General features: G+C 33.8%; 17 protein-coding genes. 9 read left to right on the forward strand and 8 right to left on the reverse strand.

Annotated features, from left to right (window positions below; genetic code table 11):
* The first annotated feature begins 191 nt into the window (after nt 1–191).
* The 3 genes from ACFQ0S_RS09105 (at nt 192) to ACFQ0S_RS09115 (ending at nt 8,122) form a co-directional block, all read left to right on the forward strand.
* Nucleotides 192–6,326, forward strand: coding sequence for a PKD domain-containing protein (locus ACFQ0S_RS09105; protein ID WP_379755872.1), 6,135 nt, complete (start codon nt 192–194; stop codon nt 6,324–6,326).
* A 12-nt stretch (nt 6,327–6,338) separates the two neighbouring features.
* The gene (locus ACFQ0S_RS09110) at nt 6,339–7,364 is read left to right on the forward strand and encodes a PorP/SprF family type IX secretion system membrane protein (protein ID WP_379755869.1); all 1,026 of its coding nucleotides are present in this window, start codon (nt 6,339–6,341) and stop codon (nt 7,362–7,364) included.
* 218 nt (nt 7,365–7,582) lie between these two features.
* Nucleotides 7,583–8,122 carry a hypothetical protein gene (locus ACFQ0S_RS09115; RefSeq protein ID WP_379819084.1) on the forward strand — a complete coding sequence of 180 codons (540 nt, stop codon included), beginning with the start codon at nt 7,583–7,585 and terminating at the stop codon, nt 8,120–8,122.
* 290 nt (nt 8,123–8,412) lie between these two features.
* Here the strand turns inward: ACFQ0S_RS09115 and ACFQ0S_RS09120 are convergent, their stop codons facing one another.
* The 8 genes from ACFQ0S_RS09120 to ACFQ0S_RS09155 all read right to left on the reverse strand — a co-directional run bounded on the left by ACFQ0S_RS09120 (nt 8,413) and on the right by ACFQ0S_RS09155 (nt 14,444).
* Entirely contained in the window at nt 8,413–9,075 is a 663-nt protein-coding gene (locus tag ACFQ0S_RS09120) for a DUF1826 domain-containing protein (protein WP_379755863.1), read from the reverse strand.
* A gap of 157 nt (nt 9,076–9,232) precedes the next feature.
* Entirely contained in the window at nt 9,233–10,063 is an 831-nt protein-coding gene (locus ACFQ0S_RS09125; RefSeq protein WP_379755860.1) for a sugar phosphate isomerase/epimerase family protein, read from the reverse strand.
* 7 nt (nt 10,064–10,070) lie between these two features.
* On the reverse strand, nt 10,071–10,898 hold the full coding sequence (locus tag ACFQ0S_RS09130) for a phytanoyl-CoA dioxygenase family protein (protein WP_379755857.1): 828 nt from the start codon (nt 10,896–10,898) through the stop codon (nt 10,071–10,073).
* A 355-nt stretch (nt 10,899–11,253) separates the two neighbouring features.
* Nucleotides 11,254–11,487: a four-helix bundle copper-binding protein gene (locus ACFQ0S_RS09135; RefSeq protein WP_379755854.1), complete on the reverse strand. Its 234-nt coding sequence runs from the start codon at nt 11,485–11,487 to the stop codon at nt 11,254–11,256.
* Between the two features lie 125 nt (nt 11,488–11,612).
* Nucleotides 11,613–12,956, reverse strand: coding sequence for an erythromycin esterase family protein (locus ACFQ0S_RS09140; protein WP_379755851.1), 1,344 nt, complete (start codon nt 12,954–12,956; stop codon nt 11,613–11,615).
* Entirely contained in the window at nt 12,953–13,600 is a 648-nt protein-coding gene (locus ACFQ0S_RS09145; protein WP_379755848.1) for a phosphoribosyltransferase, read from the reverse strand. Before ACFQ0S_RS09145 ends, ACFQ0S_RS09140 begins: the two co-directional genes overlap by 4 nt.
* Nucleotides 13,584–14,249, reverse strand: coding sequence for a dienelactone hydrolase family protein (locus ACFQ0S_RS09150; protein WP_379755845.1), 666 nt, complete (start codon nt 14,247–14,249; stop codon nt 13,584–13,586). The genes ACFQ0S_RS09145 and ACFQ0S_RS09150 overlap by 17 nt, the downstream gene beginning before the upstream one ends.
* 51 nt (nt 14,250–14,300) lie before the next feature.
* A complete protein-coding gene (locus ACFQ0S_RS09155) occupies nt 14,301–14,444 on the reverse strand; it encodes a dodecin domain-containing protein (protein WP_379755842.1) in 144 nt (47 codons plus the stop codon).
* Between the two features lie 283 nt (nt 14,445–14,727).
* On the opposite strand from ACFQ0S_RS09155, the gene ACFQ0S_RS09160 reads away from it, so the two are divergent.
* The 6 genes from ACFQ0S_RS09160 to ACFQ0S_RS09185 all read left to right on the forward strand — a co-directional run bounded on the left by ACFQ0S_RS09160 (nt 14,728) and on the right by ACFQ0S_RS09185 (nt 18,300).
* Nucleotides 14,728–14,982 (forward strand): hypothetical protein, encoded by a 255-nt coding sequence (locus ACFQ0S_RS09160; RefSeq protein ID WP_379755839.1) that lies wholly within the window; start codon nt 14,728–14,730, stop codon nt 14,980–14,982.
* A 52-nt stretch (nt 14,983–15,034) separates the two neighbouring features.
* Nucleotides 15,035–15,226: a hypothetical protein gene (locus tag ACFQ0S_RS09165; protein ID WP_379755836.1), complete on the forward strand. Its 192-nt coding sequence runs from the start codon at nt 15,035–15,037 to the stop codon at nt 15,224–15,226.
* Nucleotides 15,227–15,670: 444 nt separating this feature from the next.
* Nucleotides 15,671–16,108 carry an Hsp20/alpha crystallin family protein gene (locus ACFQ0S_RS09170; RefSeq protein WP_379755834.1) on the forward strand — a complete coding sequence of 146 codons (438 nt, stop codon included), beginning with the start codon at nt 15,671–15,673 and terminating at the stop codon, nt 16,106–16,108.
* A gap of 733 nt (nt 16,109–16,841) precedes the next feature.
* Nucleotides 16,842–17,048: a YgaP family membrane protein gene (locus tag ACFQ0S_RS09175; RefSeq protein ID WP_379755831.1), complete on the forward strand. Its 207-nt coding sequence runs from the start codon at nt 16,842–16,844 to the stop codon at nt 17,046–17,048.
* A 44-nt stretch (nt 17,049–17,092) separates the two neighbouring features.
* A complete protein-coding gene (locus ACFQ0S_RS09180) occupies nt 17,093–17,368 on the forward strand; it encodes a heavy-metal-associated domain-containing protein (RefSeq protein WP_379755828.1) in 276 nt (91 codons plus the stop codon).
* Nucleotides 17,369–17,460: 92 nt separating this feature from the next.
* Nucleotides 17,461–18,300: a universal stress protein gene (locus ACFQ0S_RS09185; protein WP_379755825.1), complete on the forward strand. Its 840-nt coding sequence runs from the start codon at nt 17,461–17,463 to the stop codon at nt 18,298–18,300.
* Nucleotides 18,301–18,309 lie beyond the last annotated feature (9 nt).

Here is an 18,309-nt window from a genome sequence, read left to right on the forward strand (position 1 = left end):
CACTTTAGATATGCTTGAATTATAAAAATAATATAACTGGTGTAATTTATTCAATATCACTATTTTTGGTGATACAAAATTGTTTTATAACCATTATATTTGAAAGCGAAACTTAATCTAAAAAAAAATGAGATTAATATATGAGCTCTGCCTCATTACATTCGACTTTTAAAAGCAACTAAACACTATCTATGAAGCAACTATACACCTCGATATTTCTTATTATAGTACTCTTTATCAATACGGCTGTAACTGCTGGGTGTCTATCTTATCCATTGAAAGATTGTAAAACTAATGATACTACAATAGATTTTAATAAAATAGTAGCGCCTACCGCAACAATAAAGGGTACAACTACTGTCTGCCAAAATGCAACCAATCCTGAAATAACTTTTACCGGTAGTGGAGGTACTGCCCCATATACTTTTACCTATAAAATTAATGGAGGAGCTGATGTTATTGTTTCAACAACTACTGGTAATACCGTTACTGTAGAGCAAGTTACTAATGCCGCAGGAGTTTTTAAATACACATTGGTAAGTGTAAAAGATAAAACAAATACAACACAAACAGTAAGTGGCACTGCTACAATTACCATTAGTGCTCCTCCTGTAGTAGACTTTACATTCACAAATAACAATGCTTGTTCGGGCACACCAATGCTGTTTACAACAGCTGTAACTGGTACTGGACCTTATACCTATTCATGGGATTTTGGAGATTCTGAAACCTCAACACAACAAAATCCTAGTCATACATTTGTGGCAACAGGATGTGGCACGAGTAGTTTTTCAGTCAAATTAACAGTGTCTGGAAATGGATGTACGATATCAAGAACAAAAACCATTTCTGTAAAACAAAAACCGGATATCAATTTTGATGATGTAACTAATCCTTTCGACCCATTTAACAATTGTTCTAACGCAACATCAGATCCAGTTTATAAAATAACGGTCGGAAATAGCTCAGCATCCAGTTGCATTACTTCTTATTCTATTAATTGGGGAGATGGTTCTGCTGTAGCATCTAATGTCACATTTCCTTTAACACATACTTATACTTCAATTGGTGCCTATAATATGGTTATTACAGCTTTAGGAAATAATGGTTGTAGTGCTACAAAAAATTATATTATTAAAAATGTATCTAATCCCTCAGGTGGACTTACCAGTCCGGGAAGCACTCAAAATTTATGTGCGCCAACTTCTGATTTGCAATTTGCAATTTCAAATTGGGGAACCAATTCATTAGATACCACTTATGCTATTGATTACGGTGACGGTTCTCCCGTTATAACGCTAACACAAAATCAGTTGGTGAGTTCAACCTTTTATAATTCTTCAAATCCGTCTATTTCATTAAGTTATCCAATACCTCACATTTACACTACAACAAGTTGTCCAACAGGATCATTTACAGCAACACTTACTGTTACAAATGCCTGTAGCTCAACTCCTTTTACTACATCAAATATTAGTATACTTACAAAACCCAAACCTGATTTCACTTATCCACCAGAGGCATGTGTAAATACTAGTGTCCTTTTTACAAACACAACAGCTTCTGGTTTTAGTCAAAATTGTGCGCAAAATTCTATTTATACTTGGGATTTTGGAGATGGGTCTCCAATAATTACAACTCCGCTTTCGCCTCCACAAAATATAAATCACACTTATTCTAAAATAGGCACTTATCAAGTTACTTTAACTACACAAAATTTTTGTGGTAAATCTAGTAAGACTCAAGAAATTTGTATAGAGCCCGCTTTAGTCCCTCTTTTTACTTTAAGTACCAATTTTGGCTGTGTTCCACTAACCGTTACAACAAATAATACTACAGATACCTCTAAGTCATGTTCTACGCCTACCTATTTATGGACCGTAACCCACACCAGTTTAGACTGTGATGTTTTAGCTTCCGACCCTACGTATTTAAACAGTACCACATCGGCATCACAAAGCCCCGAATTTAACTTTACTACACCAGGCGAATATGAAATACGTTTAAAATTAACGAATTCCTGTGGCGAAGTTCAGTCTTCCATTCAAAAAATAACAGTCAAGAAACCGCCAAAAGTGACAGTTGCTCCAATTGCCAATTTATGTGGGGGTAGCACAGGAACAACAAGTATTAATCCAACAGCAACTATTCAAAACTGTGGTTTCGCCAATGCCGAGTTGGTTTACAATTGGAGTTTTTCTGGAGGAACACCGGCAACTTCTAACGCGGTTGCACCACAAGTTACGTATACTACGGGTGGTTCAAAAACAGTTTCATTATTTGTTTCGGTGGTAGGTGGTTGTGCCAATTCGGTTACAAGTACTGAAACTTTTGGTATTGGAACAGCACCAACATTAGGTACTTTAACTCCAGCAACACAAACTATTTGCTCGGGTTCAGCAACAGTTGCTTTGCCTCTAACTGCTCAAACTGGTACTACTTTTTCATGGGATGCAACAACAATTCCAAATGGCGTAACAGTGAATCCTTTGTCAGGAAATGCAAATTCAATTCCTGCCTTAACCATTAGCAATTCTACTACTAGTTCTAAAACGGTTACTTTAACCATTGTTTCAACATTAAATGGTTGCCCTTCTACAAATGCCTATGACATAGTTGTAAATCCAGGGCCTACACTCACAGAACCCACTGGAAGCACTATTTGCTCTGGAGGTACACTATCGCCTCTTTCTGTGGTGGTTACGCCTACTCCCACTGCAGGAACAGCTACTTACAAATGGTACTCCAATACTGATGGTAGTACCACGGTAAGCACTTCAAAATTGGTTAATACCTCAACAACAGATGGGACTTATACCCCACCCTCTACACTTGGTACTTTATATTATTTTTGTGAAGTTACTTTTACTGCCTCAGGAAGTTGTCCGAATCTAGTATCAAATGCTGTGCCTGTAACTGTAAATCCTGGTGCTACAATAAATCCGCAACCCCTTCAAAGTCAAAGTATCTGTGTAGGTTCATCCCTTTTAACTCCTCTATTTTCAGATTATAGTAATGGAACTGGTACTGCAAGCTATCAATGGTTTAAAAATACAACCAATAGTTCCACTGGTGGTGTTTTGATTAATGGAGCAACAAGTTCCAGTTATACTCCACCAGTATTTAATACCCCTGAATTAGCCTATTACTATGTCACTATTACTTTTTCAGGGAGTGGTTGTGGACCGATATCATCTGATACTGCTGAAATAAAAGTATTTGATGATCCCGCAATTAATTCCATCTTACCTGCAACACAATCTTTATGTTCGGGTGCTGCTCCAATAAATTTGACTGTTACGGCAACAGGAGCTGCCTCTTTAGGTGCTTTATCTTACCAATGGTATTCGAATACTTCAGGTTCTAATTCAGGTGGAACTTTACTATTTGGCGAAACAACTGCCACCTTTACGCCACCAAATACTAATACAGGAACACTATATTATTATTGTGTCGTTTCTCAAAATGGATTAGGGTGTGAAACTACAAGTAATCCTGTAAGCGTAACCATCAATCTTGCGGCTACTATCACGCAACAACCCCAATCGAGTATCCTTTGTTTAGGAGAGAATCCAACCCTTTTGGAAGTAGCTTTTATTAATGGTGTAGGTAGTCCGCAATACCAATGGTATTCCAATTCAACAAGTAGTATAGTAGGAAGTATCGCTATTTCTGGTGCTACAAATGCTACTTTTGCAGCGCCTAAATCAACTGTTGGGTCTGTTTTTTATTATTGTAAAATTACGCTACCAAGTGGAGGATGTTCTGAATTGAATTCTGATTTTGCTGAGGTTACTATCAATCAAAACCCAGTGATAGCAAACACAACGGATATCATTTGCAGTGGAAACACCTTTAAAATTTTACCTCTAAATTCAGGTTCTTCAATTGTACCTGTTGGAACTACATATACTTGGTCTAATCCTATCATTAATCCTACTAACTCCATTACAGGAGCCTCTTCAGAGACTATTGCGCAAACTGAAATTAGTCAAACACTGTTCAATTCCACAACTACTCCTGCCACTGTTACTTATACTGTAACTCCAATAGTTGGTGTTTGTAGTGGAGTTCCTTTTACTATCACCGTTACTATAAACCCTGCAATAAGCAATACTGTTACCCTTAAAGAAAGTAGTTGTTTTAGAAAAAGCAATGGTTCTATTCAAACGAATATCACCGGTGGTATTCCCTTTAGTTCTGGTAGTGCTTATCAAGTTTCTTGGACAGGGCCTAATGGATATACTGCAACAGATTCAACTATTTCTAATTTAGCACCAGGAGACTATACTCTCGAGGTTACCGACGAAGGAGGTTGTCCGTTCTCTAATGTTTATACTATTACTGAACCTGAGGAGATTACTGTTACCACCGTTTTAGAAAAAGATATCACTTGCTTTACTGCTGCCAATGGAGCAATTGACATTACAGTTACTGGCGGGACTCCAAGTTATACCTATAGTTGGACAAAAGATGGAAATCTCTTTTCTGCTGATGAGGATATTGCTAATCTAAGCCCTGCACAATATGAAGTTACTGTTTCTGACGCTAATACTTGCGGTCCGAAAATCTTATCCTTTACGATAACAGAACCTCCTATTCTAGTGGTAAGTTTAACCAATAAAACAGATATTTTGTGTTTTGGAGATAGTACAGGAATTATAAATATCAATACAACCGGTGGAACACCAATAGCAATCTCTAGTGGCGTTTTCGATTATAAGTATTCATGGACGGGACCCAATGGTTTTATAAGCTCCAATCAGAATTTGAGTGGAATTGTAGCTGGCACCTACGATTTAAAGGTAACTGATGATTTGGGTTGTGAAAAAAGTCTTTCTGTTACATTAACACAATCCTCTGAAATTATAATCGACGCCACAACTACTGAAATAAAATGTTACGGGGATAATAATGCTTCCATAAAAATTGCTTTATCGGGAGGTAATCCTCCGTATGAGGTGAGTTGGAGTAATTTTGCTGAAGGATTATTTTTAGATAATTTGTCTCCTGGAGATTATACTATCACTGTTAAAGATGGATTTGGTTGTATTCAAAAACGTACTATCACCATTGCTGCACCTATAGTCTTTGCTATAAATCCGGTGGTTAAAAATATTAGCTGTTTTGGGGCAAAAGATGGAAGTATACAACTGAATTTTGTTGGTGGATTGGCTCCGATATCCTTTGCTTGGTCAGATAATCCTTTAGCAGGTACCGACAGAAATAATTTAGGTCCAGGAACCTATACTGTTACGATAAATGATGGAAAACCTTGTACAATTACTAAAATATTTACCATTTTAGAACCACAAAAATTAATTGTTAGTGCTAATACTATTAATGCATTTGATTGTGACAATGCTAATAGTGGCCAAATAAATCTTCTTGTAGCAGGTGGCTCTGCTCCTTTTACTTATTCGTGGTCAAATGGAGTAATTGTTGAAGACTTAAACGATATATCAGCAGGTAATTATTTAGTTACAGTTACAGATACTAATGGCTGTTCTGAAAAAGGTCAATATGCTATTTCTAGGCAACCTCCAATTGTAATCACTGTGAATACAAAAACCGATGTTGATTGTGATGCAAAAGAGATTACTCAAAGTTTTGTTGCTAAGGTGTCGGGAGGCATTGCCCCTTATCAATTGGTCTGGTCAAGTGGTACAGTTAGCGGTTCTAATAATGAGATTATGCAAACAACTACAAATGGATTGGTGCAACTTACAGTTACGGATAGCTATAAATGTAAAGCTAATTATACTTTCACAATCGATACACCCGAATTAGGTACTGCCAATTTCATTATTGAATCCCAAAGTTATTCCAATTATGGAATTTATTCTGTAAATGATCCTATTCAATTTACCACTACTGCAACGGGTGATTACGAAAGTGTTATTTGGGATTTTGGTGATGGCACTTTTTCTACTGCACTTAATCCAATTCATACGTTTATAAATCCTAAAGATTATGTGGTAACTCAAACAGTGACCTATCCCTTTGGCTGTGTGTATGAACAAAAAATTACTTTGACTATTGAAAAAGGGTATTTATTGATAGTTCCAACAGCTTTTACACCCAATAACGACCGTATCAATGATACTTTTAGACCTGTTACTAAGAGATTAAAAAATGTTCGTCTCGATGTTTACGATACCTGGGGTTCCTTAATTTATTCCGAGACTGGTGATGTATTACGAGGTTGGGATGCTACCATTAAAGGTAAAAGTGCTGAGAATGGTAATTACAATTGCAAGGTCAGTGCCGAAACTTTTTACGGTACTATTATCAATGAAGCGCGCACGTTTGTATTACTAAAATAAGCCCCAAATCAGATGAAATTACACTATATATTATTTCTATTACTACCCTTACTTTCAACGGAAGTTAGGGCACAAGACCCTATATTTACCCAGTTTTTTTTGGTTCCTGAGACCCTCAATCCCGCAGTGACTGGTTTGGCCAATACTTGGAATGCTGGTCTTATTCACAGAAGACAATGGCCAGACGGTACCCGAAAAATAGATACCCAATATGGATTTGCCAACAATATGGTCAATGATGAAATTGGTTTAGGTGCTACTTTTTTAAACCATCATGAAGAATTTACAAATTATAATTACTCCCAATTCAATGGGGCCTTCTCGTATGCTTTAGAGCTCGATAATGATTGGCAGATTCGATTTGGCTTGGAAGCAGGTTATGGGCGAAAAAATTACAACTTTAAAAATCTATTACTAGAAGATCAAATTAATTTTAATGATGAAACCATCAGTAGTGGAAGTGTTGATCCAGGGGTACTCAATTATAGTGATACCATTGATTTTTTTGATGTGTCTGCAGGATTTTTAGTAGTCAGTGAAAATGCGTGGTTTGGCACAGCATTAAAACATTTAAACCGACCAGACATTTCATTCACCGAATATGCAAATGTTCCTTTAGACCTTTTTTTAACTGTTCATGGAGGCTATTATATTGCATTTGAAGGTTCTCCTTTACTTTATTCGCTAGGCGATCCAACATTACTATTAACAGCTAATTATATGAGGCAATCCCAATATAACAGACTGGACCTAGGTGGTGTTTTAGAATTCAATCGGTTTTCTTTTGGCGTCATTGCGGCAACAAATCCTGAAGGAAAAAGTTCTAATAGTTCAATTCTGACCTCAGTAAGTCCTGTTTTTTCACTAAAATTGAATGAATTTACTTTTGGTTATTCATATGATGCTAACACTACCAAATTTGGTAATTCACAAGGAGTTCATGAATTATCGTTGACTTGGCAATCCAGTAGACGATGCGATAAATGCGATAATTATAAAGTAAAATTAAAACGAAATGGAGTTAATGTTTATCAGTAGACTTGTGAAGCCAAGTTTACATATCCCACTTTCTGGGTATTTAATATACAAGTATTGTTTCAGAAGATACAATTTACAATATATTTACAAAATTTACATTTTTATTTACAATCCAAATCACTCCGTTTTGAAAACATCAAACTAGATTTGCTGAATCAATTTAAAAGGATATGAAACCTATGAAAAAAACCATCTATTTTCTGATTTTACTGCTGGTGGTGGTAAGCGGACTAGTATTTAGCTTTGCTCCGTTCGCCTTCGGATCGGGGACTAATCATGAAATTAATAATGAAAGTAAGCCAACTCCAAAACCGTTGTCTATTGCCGGCAAAAAAGCTAATCTGGATGAAAGAAAAAAATGGGAGGCTTCTCCTGACGGTATAAAGTACAAAGAATGGGAGGTTTCTCCTGAAGGTAAAAAAGTGCATGCCAGTTATGATAAAATAAAGAAGGACATAAAGAATTTCACCGATATGGAAGCTGTAGTAACCTCTCTTACTTTTCAGCGCAAAAACGCAACCTCATCAGGACCAAAATGGCTTATAGTTAGAATTAAAGGCGAAGAATACATGATGCAATTTAGTCCTAAAGGTTTTGAGCAGTTCAATAGCCTGAAAGTTAACGACAAAATAATTGTGAGAAGTCGTAGCGCAGGGTATTCGCCAAATCATCCCTATTTGATTCTATCGGGCGACTACATTGCGCATAATAATAAGGTCCTTTTTAAACGTGACCTTAGCAAAAATAACCGTTGCTGAGGATTGACTTTCGTGAATAGTGGCACACGAGGCTGAACCCCGAACAGAGCAAATACTGAAAACACTAGCGAAAACAATTAAAAGCAGTCAAATCAGAGATTGTTGGCTAATTTAGTTATTCTAAAATGCCTTTCAAGAATAATAATGGATATTGGATTGATTACAATTTAGTGCTCGAGGATTTCCGAAAACTATTTGCTACGATAGAAATTAGCAACAGGATTTTGAGGGAAGTTGGAAATTATTATACTACTAACAGCGCTATTTATCAATTGTGAAACTCGCATTTTTTAACAAATTAACAACAAACGGTATTCCCCTTCCTTTTCTATAGGTGCTCTGTGAATACATGGTGGCACTTGTTGTTTAGGATGATCGACCGCCAAGCGCCAAAGATGTCCTGCTCCTAAAGAAATTGGTGCTGCATGAAGTTTAGTCTGATAATGCAAATCGAAATAATTTTCCTCCAAGAAGTTTTCAAATTCCTCTGAGGGACCATTATGAAGCGTTTTCAATTTTTTTCGTATTTCAGGAATAAGTACTTTTTGCTCCGCTTGCACATTAGGAAGCATTTCACTTGAGACACCGAGATAGGTACATAAAAAAGTATCCGTTGTTATGGGCGAACGATCTACATGATATGAATACACATCGGTGGGTATGTTATCAAAGGCATCATCACGTTCATAACATTTAATTAAATTAAGAGAAGGAGAAGCACCGAAATTGGTTAATAATTGCAAATCATTTAAAATGATTTTCCTTGCTATACTCCCCTTTTGGGTTAGTTGAAGCGCCAATAGATCTTTAGGCTCTACTTCTGTTATATTTTCTTTGAGTTGCAGTTGGTTTACTATGGCTGCAAAATCACCTTCCAAATTTCGGAACCAGCATAGGGCATTTATTTCTCCCTTGAAATCGGTCTGTACCAGTTCTGAAAATGTCGACACCATTGCTATTTGGTGACTCTTAAAAATTTTTTCGGCTAATTATAAGGAAGCAAGTTAGGTATTGCGTTGCAAAATTAAGGTATTTTATGGAGCAGCGTATGGGAGATTTTGTTGTTTTGACTTCTAGCTTCGCTCCGTTTGGCTTTGACTCGGGTCGATACTATTTTAAAGTCGCTTTTAAATACTCCTTCATAAATACATTATTATCCCACTGGTTGCTCAGTGGTTGTTGAGTATAAGGTGAGGTGGGCATATACGGCACGGGACCAAACTCAGGGCTAATGGTAAAAAGCGACTGCCCTGCACTCTTTCTAGTGTTTATTATTTGTTGCCACCAGTATAAGAATTTCTCTAAATGTCCTTGCCATTCTGGAGCTTGGGGATCATTGACTTGTGGACCTTGTTCATGACCAATACGGGCGTGTATATGGGAAACATGAGGTATAATGCGAGTAATTATTTCCTGTTGGTCGTCTAACATGCTTTCTGAAACGGTGCAGAAATGAGAGAAGTCGCCCACTAATTCCATTTCAGGGAATCGCTCTAGATAGGGAATTAGGGAAGCAGCATGAAAAGAAAATCGGCCTCTATGCGTTTCGTGGAGTATTCTTATACCATTTTTTGCAGAAAAATTCAAAGCAGCATCAATAATTTTACAGTTATCATCAAAGGAAAAATAGTCTTTTCCAGTGTGTGAATTTATAAATAAAGGATTCAGAGCAGCAAGCTTACTGAAATTTTCTTCCATAATTTGAATGTGCGCTTGCACTGAATCATTCTTAGGAAAAGGTAGTTGAAGGGCAATAAAATAAAAATCAGGATTTTGATTTCTTATAGTATCTATAGCTGTAAGAAATTCATTTGTAATCCTGTCTGAAGGATTAAGAAATAATTCGGCACCATCAAAACCAGCATCAGCAATAGCGTTTATAAACTGTGCGGGAGACAAATGATCGTTACCCCAGTACGAAAAGGAATATTTAATTTGCATAGAAAAATTAATTAAATCCTTTTAATTCCGTAAAGTCTCTATGCAACCAGTTCGTTTCAGGATATTTTGCCTGACTATCTATGGTGTGAATCGAATAGGCCTGACGTGATTTTCCGCTGGTATTGGGTAAACTGTAATGTGGCAAAAATCCGTGCAAAACGATACAAGTTCCTTTCTTTACTTCGAGAGGAATCATACCTTCTATTGAAAGTGGCTCTTTATCAAAAATATGCATCTCTGTGCCGCCTGAAGGTTTTCTCTTAAACCAAGTACGCAAGGTAGTGTTGTGACCTCCTGGTTTTGCCCACAAACATCCATTATCTATAGTTGCATCTTCTAGGGCAAACCAAAATCCAATACAGGAATCGGGTTCGGTATACAAAAAGGTAGAATCCTGATGTACATCGACCACTCCACCAATTTTGGCGTGCTTTAGTATGAGCATACTTTGTATGATGACATAATTATCGAGTCGTAACTCAGTAGCTAATGCTTTAAGCTGAGGAGAGCGAGAAAATTTTTCGAAAACAGGATCTAAATCATGCAAGGCATGCCCTATTTTATTTAAAGAATGAAAAAGATCATTTTTAAGTTTACCCTTTTCATCAAAGGCATCTTTCTCAAAAAAGTAAGAAATGGTATCTCCTGAATTTAGAAAATAATCATCGGAAGTTCTCGTTTGTTCATTGGTTTGAAAAACAGATGGATGACCATCAAAATTAAAACTATTTGAAAGTTCTAGTCCTCTATCCATAACTGCATCACACTGCTCTGTAGTATAAAAATCTTTAAGAATAAGATACCCGTCTTTATTAAATTGATCGTATAAAGTCATTGAAGATAATTTTATTAAAAATACTCTAGACTATAAAAATACAATAAAAGTTATTACAATTACAAGTCTATTTTATTTAATAGCTGTTTTTAACTTATTTCCAAAATCTTTTGGATGAATGTTTTGAATTTTAAGTTATAGATAAATGAAACACATAGGATCATAGAAAAAAGAGTTTTATAACCCAATTGCTTCGCCTTTTCGCTATCGCTCGGGTACTTGGGATAACATAACTATGCAATCCTAAAAAAAGTGAAACGCTTTTATAATTGAACAAGAACTTCGTTTCTATTCATTTAAAAAAAAGTAAAAAATGAATTACACCCATTGGGTTTTTATTTATATAGTGTTTATACTAATGAGCCATTTCATATTCTCTACACATATCAACACATTTACGACAAGCATCAGCACATTTATCGCAATGCGCAATGTTTTTATGATGATCACACTCATTAGCACATCTTTCACTCATTTGCTGACATAGTTTTAAGAAAATATCTGTATTTGGTGAATTTCTTTCCACTAATTGTCCTGTTAAACGACAAATATCAGAACAATCTTGGTCATTTATCATACAGAGCTTCATATTGTCATTATTTTCTAAATGACAAGCATCGTAACAGTGAGTACATTGTGCTGCGCAAAAATATAACGTGTCAATCATTATTTGTTTTTCCATAATAATAAAATTAAAATTGATACTAAATTTATTTATACTCCAAAAGGATATGTTTCAGGTAACTCATTCCCGTCAGGTTTTATATGTAATGGATGCAAAGCCGAGGTTTCATCAAGATAAATGAAGGCATTATAGCGATGCACTATATTACTAGGTACATAATTACCAAAAATTTCATATTTAGGTCGATATACTACACCAATAGCTCGATGTCCAAACTTTTTATTACCTAAATTTTGTTTCATGTCATTTGTCATAAAAACAATTCTGTCTTTCGCATCCAAACGATGTAATTCATATTCCCAACTGTATTTAACAGCTTCAGGGACTTTCATAATCTGCATTACGTCTCCCCATTCCCGACCTGCAATGACTGTTCCTTGATAAGACCCAAATCCGATAGAGTAGACACCCTCGTCTTTATGCTGCTGATTAATTATCTGCCCTACATTTACCATTCCTTCTGCAACCATATCAGTAGCGCGTGCATCTCCAATATGGGTGTTGTGCTCCCAAATAATTCCTTTTGAATTGGCACCATGAAAATCCATTAAACTGTTTAAGGTATATACCATATGCCTATCACGGATATTCCAAGATTCTGAACTCGCTTTTATCATAGCACGATAATACCTTTCTGCATTGACTATAATTTGTGCATTTTGCTCAAGATTCATAACCTCTTCAGGATCATTATTATAACTAGGTGCATTTAATCTTATTTTAGATAGTAATTCAATTACTTCATTTTCACAAAGCGTAGGAACCATTGTAGATGCTTTTGCATAGGTCTGACCTTCACGATCATTATAAGGTTCAAAACATTTAAATGCTTTAAGGGCGCTTTGTTTAGCTATTGGATCTTTTTTATCAAGATATTCGATAATGGATTCAAAGGACTCCCAAAGACTGTAGACATCCAAACCATAAAACCCTATTTTGTGCGTTTCCCTTTGTTTATCATTGTATTCACGTAACCATTCTGCCAAAGCGACCGTTTCCCAATTAGCCCACATCCAAGTTGGCCATCTATTGAAGGCATGAAGCACATCAAAAGCTGAACTTCCTGAATTGGGATAATTTTTGATATAACGATTTAATCGATAACAATCGGGCCAATCACCTTCAACAGCGATAAACGAGAAACCTTTTCTCTCAATCAGCATTTTACTAATTTGAGTACGCCATTTGTAATACTCATAAGTGCCATGCGAAGCTTCTCCTAGCAATACATACTTGGCATCACCTATTTTATCAATCAATTCATTTAATGAATTTTCATTTTCTAATTCTATGGAATTTTCTCTAATTAATTTGTTTAGATCAATTATTTCACCATTAAGGTTGGGGTCATTTTTTATATAAAAAGTTTTCATTGCGTTTTACTAGTTTTATTATCAACAATATCAAATTCATCCATTAACTTTATAACTTCATCATCACTTACCTGTGGAAAAATTCGATAAAAACTTCCAACTCCACTAAAATTGTCAGGAATATAAGGGCAAATGAATTCATCTACTTTCTTTCTTATTTTTTCGGCAGTATCAGAAGGAGCTACAGGAACAGCAACTACAATTTTTTTTGGAGATTTATTTTGTATCATGGGTATTGCAGCAAAAAGAGTATTTCCGGTCGCAATTCCGTCATCAACAATAATAACCGTTTTATTTTTTAAAGCAATTGGTTTTCGATTGCCCATAAATTTTTTAAAACGATTCTTTAATTCAGAACGTATTTCAATTATTTTTTCATCTATATATTGCCGAGGAATATAAGGGTAATTTTCTACTATTTCATCTTCTAAGCTCACCGCACCTATGGCCAATTCACTATTTAAAGGATGTCCAATTTTTTTTGTAAGTAACAAATCCATTTGAAAATGTAACTCTTTTGCTATATAATAGCCAATGGGTACTCCACCCCTAGGAATTGCTAAAACAACACAGTCACTTTCTTTATATTTACTTAATAGTGGAATTAATTTTAACGCAGCATCGTGTCTATTTATGTAAAACATGTTTATTAGTCTTAGGATTAAGATTGTGTTCTTGAAACCATGACTTTGCTAAATCAGCAACTTTATCAAGCATTCCAGGTTCTTCGAATAAATGAGTTGCCCCATCAATAATCTCCAATTTCTTATCACATTTAAGAAACTTATAGGCTTGCTTATTTAACTCAATGACTACGCCGTCCAAACTCCCTACAATCAATAAAGTAGGTGCTTGTATAAACTTTAAATCAGTATCAGCCAAATCAGGACGACCACCCCTAGAAACAACTGCAAAAATACCTCTGTGTAAATATGCTGCGGCTTTTATTGCAGATGCAGCTCCTGTACTTGCTCCAAAATATCCAACGGGAAGATTCTTTAAATCAGGCAATTTTGTAACATAATCTGTAACGGAAATAAGTCGTTGTGAAAGCAAATCAATATCAAACCGATTTTCATATTCTTCATCTTCCTTAGCTGTAAGTAAATCGATTAACAACGTTGCCATTTTTGTTTGGTTCAACAAATTTGCAACATGCATGTTTCTTTTGCTAAAACGACTGCTTCCACTACCATGTGAAAATATTATGAATGACTCAGAATCATGAGGAATATTTAGGTTTCCGACGAGTGTATTCCCATAAACAGGAATACTAATTTCAATGGTTTTCATCTTTTTCAAAACTAAATTTACAATTTAACTATCAAGAAACAATCCTTTTATTTATAACCTTTGCATTTGAATTTCTAAACCATACTGATTGAATATTTCGTAGGTTTTAGACGCAATTTTGACTGCTTTTTCAACCACATCTATCCAACTATTGTCCAATTCTGAGATTAATTCAATAATTTTAATAATTGCCATATCTAAATTATTTATGATTAATAATAATAAAGTCTTTGATTGACTAGCACATTTTAAAATAGGCAATTCACTAACTTATTTTTATGTAAATTTCTTTTGTTTTCAAAACTTTTGTTTTATAAAATTTTTAAAAAGACTTATATAATTTACTGCAGTGTGTATAGTCAAAATTAAACCTCAGTTTGCAGATACTATTTAATAAAAACGAATGAATTTTATAAGTTTTACAGGAAATTATGTATGAAGTTCCATTTTTTTACAAATGTTTGTGTTGTAAAAACAAATGAATGCACATATTCTAAAAATTATTGAATCATTTTATATTACGCATGATGTAAAATGTTTTATGGTTGAAAAACCTGTTGGTCATGCTTTTATTCCCGGACAAGGCACTGAAGATGCTATCAATTTGCCCGAATGGAAAAATCAATTACGCCCATTTACTTTTACTTGCTTAAGGGACAAAAAGTATCTCGAATTTATGATTAAAATTTATCGAGACCACAATGGTTTTATACCGATTATGTATTCAATATAGTCCATAATAGATCGACTATTTTCATACTATATCGGCATTGCACCATAAACTATTGGACTATTTTACAAATGTTATTGATATTACAAATATGTTGGGAAAAACCAATGCAGGAGCCGAACTAATTATTCATGACGTTTTTGGTGCCATTCTGTATAATGGACCGGAGGTTTTAATTGCGGGAGGTTTTGTAATTACTCCATTTATTTCAATATTTAGAGATTTAAATAATAAGAAAGAACTTTAGGGAAACAAATTACTATACAGTAACAAAACATCTAAAGATGTGATTATGGGTAATGAATTAAGAAAAATGCTTAAAAATGATTTAATTCCACTATTTACTCGTGAAAACGTGATTGGATATATTGGTAAGAGAATAGACCGAAATTTTCTAATTGAAATATTATGGATTTTGGCCAGCATTTTTATGTAAGTGGTACCTCCGATTTTGTAAAAAGTTTATCTGGCTACTTAATTGATTTAGGTGTTACTTCAAATTCTCTTTTAATAGAGAAATAATAAAAATACTAGTCAATTAGTAAAGAATACATTACAACTTATTTATATAATCAATATTACTGTAAATTATATAATTCTAACCTAAAATTTTGTAAAACAGAAATTTAGAAAAGATTAGAAATTTACATATTAATAATTTATAAATGTTTAACACTTAAAAAATAAAATTATGACACTTATTAAAACAAACGGGAATTTAATGCCCTTCGTGATGGATGATTTTTTTGGTAATGATGTTTTTTTCGGAAACAATTGGTTGGACCGAGAAATAAGACAAACACTTCCAGCTGTCAACATTAAAGAAACAAAAAACGATTTTAATCTTGAATTAGCCTCACCAGGATTTTCAAAAAAAGATTTTAAAATTGACTTAGAAGATAATATACTAACTGTTAGTGCTGAAAAAGAGAATGAAAAAAGAGAAGAAACGGATACATTTACCAAAAAAGAATTTTCATATAATTCTTTCTCAAGATCATTTACTTTGCCGAAATCAGTTAATTCGGAAAAAATTGATGCTAAGTATAATGATGGAATTCTCAAATTAAGTATTCCAAAAAAAGAAGAAGCCAAATTACTTCACAAAAAAGAAATTAAAGTCGCTTAATTTATTTTATAAAAACCCATTCTAAAAAATGGGTTTTTATTTTTTTATTCACCACAAAAAATTAAATGTGTCAAAAAAATTTGATACTACATAGCTAAAATTAAGAAATTAATTAAGGTTTCAACAATTGCTCAAATATAAATTTAAACCAAAATATAGGACACCCTAAAACGTACAGATTGGAATGGTGATTTTTTGAATGATTGAATACCAACTACCTCGATAGAAATTAAAAAAAATCGAAGCATTAAAAGTGAGAGCCTAACTAATTATGAAAATATATCCAATAGAACCAAAGCTACGATTACATAACTATTCTAACAGCCTTTAAAAAGGCTTATTACTATTCTAAACTTAAATTTTCAGTAAGACATTTAGCCATTATAGAAAACATTTCTGAAGAAGAAAGCCACAGCGCTTTAAAAAAATATTTCCAAATATTTCATTTCTAGGCAGAGAAAGCAAACTTCATTTCAAAAAAATTTATATATATGATGATGCCAAACATGCATATTACACGGAATGGATAATGAGCCAAAAAGGATTTAATCTTTTAATGATGCAGTTCCCATTATTAGACCAAAAAAAGCGCTTTGGTTGTGGGAACTGGCAAGTCTTCATATTTGAAATAAATGCCTATTAATGTGTAAATTATATAAGTTTTCAGGGATTTTATGTAACAATAATATAAGCAAAATAAACAAATTTTACTGTGAGAAATTAATGTTTTATTATGAAAGCTAATATGGGAATTATTGATAGAGGAATAAGAATTTTTTGCACAATGCTAATTGTAGGAGCTTATTATAATAAAGAAATTTCAGGAATTACAGCTATAGTTTTATTGGTTATTTCGGCTATTTTTTTTATTACAAGCTATATTAGTTATTGTCCATTTTATAGAATATTTGGGATTTCCACCAGAAAAAATGAGGATTAATATAAATATTTTTTAAAAAGTTTTAAATATTAAATTTTATTACAATGAAAATAGAAAAAATTAAGATTGCTAATTTAAAGTGTGAAGGTTGCGAAACAACAATTAAAAAAGGATTGCTGAAAATTGATGGTGTGTCAAGTGTCAAAATTGACAATGACAAAGACACTGTTACTGTTACTTATGATGACAATCTTGATAGAGTGAAAATTATAAATAAACTACATTCTCTTGGTTATCCTGAAGCAACAGAGGAGAATGGGTTACTACTAAAATTAAAAAGTTATGCCAGTTGCTTGATTGGTAAAATAGACAATCTTTAATTCTTACTATAATTTCAAAAAGAATAATATGTAATTGAAACAGAATATAAACAGATGGAAATAGGATGTTAAAACTTTAATCTTTTAATACAATGAAAACAATTCTTGTACCAACAGATTTCTCGAAATCAGCAAACAATGCAACAGATTATGCGGTAAAACTTGCTGAAGAGTTTAATATGAATTTACTTTTATTACATATCTTTCATGTACCTATAGTCCCACCATTAGATATTCCGGTTAATATTAATACTATTGAAGATATTCAAAAAGAGAAAGAAGATGCTCTAAAAAGGAAAGCAACAGCTATTAAGAATAACCATAAAATTACTGTAAATTATTTAGCAAAAATGAGTTTTGCTGTAGACGGCATACTAGATGAAAAAGCTGATCTTATTGTTATGGGAATGCAAGGAGCAACCCATTTAAGTGATGTTCTGATGGGAAGCATTACCACCTCGGTTTTGCGAGAATCTAAAATTCCTGTATTCGTTATCCCAGAAAAATCAAAATATAAAAAACCTATAAAAATTGTTTTCGCATGCGATTTTGAGTATCAAAAAAACACGAATGCATATGATACTTTAAAAGAGTTTGCTGAAAAAATTGATGCTAAAATAGCTGTTTTAAGTGTAACGGAGAGTAAGCAATTAGAAACGGTAGAAGAAATGCGTGCAGGTAAAAAATTGGAAAAATCACTAATGGGTCTTGAACATGAATATTTTTTTCACACTAACGAAAATATTGTAGAAGAAATTAATGAATTGGTAACAGATCAAAGGGCAGATATGGTTGCTATCATTCCTCACAAACGCAGTATGATCGAAAATTTATTCCACAAAAGCATCAGCAAGAAATTGGCTTTTAATACACAGGTTCCCCTTTTTGTAATCCCCGATAATTATAAATCAACAGCTCCCATTTTTATATAAAATAAACAT

The sequence above is a fragment of the Flavobacterium myungsuense genome (assembly GCF_042677265.1).
In the GTDB taxonomy this organism is placed as follows: Bacteria; Bacteroidota; Bacteroidia; order Flavobacteriales; family Flavobacteriaceae; genus Flavobacterium; species Flavobacterium myungsuense.

Coding starts and splice junctions, on each gene's coding strand:
- ACFQ0S_RS09105 (WP_379755872.1), top strand. CDS start 192: ATGAAGCAACTATACACCTCGATATTTCTTATTATAGTACTCTTTATC.
- ACFQ0S_RS09110 (WP_379755869.1), top strand. CDS start 6,339: ATGAAATTACACTATATATTATTTCTATTACTACCCTTACTTTCAACG.
- ACFQ0S_RS09120 (WP_379755863.1), bottom strand. CDS start 9,075: ATGGTGTCGACATTTTCAGAACTGGTACAGACCGATTTCAAGGGAGAA.
- ACFQ0S_RS09125 (WP_379755860.1), bottom strand. CDS start 10,063: ATGCAAATTAAATATTCCTTTTCGTACTGGGGTAACGATCATTTGTCT.
- ACFQ0S_RS09130 (WP_379755857.1), bottom strand. CDS start 10,898: ATGACTTTATACGATCAATTTAATAAAGACGGGTATCTTATTCTTAAA.
- ACFQ0S_RS09135 (WP_379755854.1), bottom strand. CDS start 11,487: ATGAAGCTCTGTATGATAAATGACCAAGATTGTTCTGATATTTGTCGT.
- ACFQ0S_RS09140 (WP_379755851.1), bottom strand. CDS start 12,956: ATGAAAACTTTTTATATAAAAAATGACCCCAACCTTAATGGTGAAATA.
- ACFQ0S_RS09145 (WP_379755848.1), bottom strand. CDS start 13,600: ATGTTTTACATAAATAGACACGATGCTGCGTTAAAATTAATTCCACTA.
- ACFQ0S_RS09150 (WP_379755845.1), bottom strand. CDS start 14,249: ATGAAAACCATTGAAATTAGTATTCCTGTTTATGGGAATACACTCGTC.
- ACFQ0S_RS09155 (WP_379755842.1), bottom strand. CDS start 14,444: ATGGCAATTATTAAAATTATTGAATTAATCTCAGAATTGGACAATAGT.
- ACFQ0S_RS09160 (WP_379755839.1), top strand. CDS start 14,728: ATGAATGCACATATTCTAAAAATTATTGAATCATTTTATATTACGCAT.
- ACFQ0S_RS09170 (WP_379755834.1), top strand. CDS start 15,671: ATGACACTTATTAAAACAAACGGGAATTTAATGCCCTTCGTGATGGAT.
- ACFQ0S_RS09175 (WP_379755831.1), top strand. CDS start 16,842: ATGAAAGCTAATATGGGAATTATTGATAGAGGAATAAGAATTTTTTGC.
- ACFQ0S_RS09180 (WP_379755828.1), top strand. CDS start 17,093: ATGAAAATAGAAAAAATTAAGATTGCTAATTTAAAGTGTGAAGGTTGC.
- ACFQ0S_RS09185 (WP_379755825.1), top strand. CDS start 17,461: ATGAAAACAATTCTTGTACCAACAGATTTCTCGAAATCAGCAAACAAT.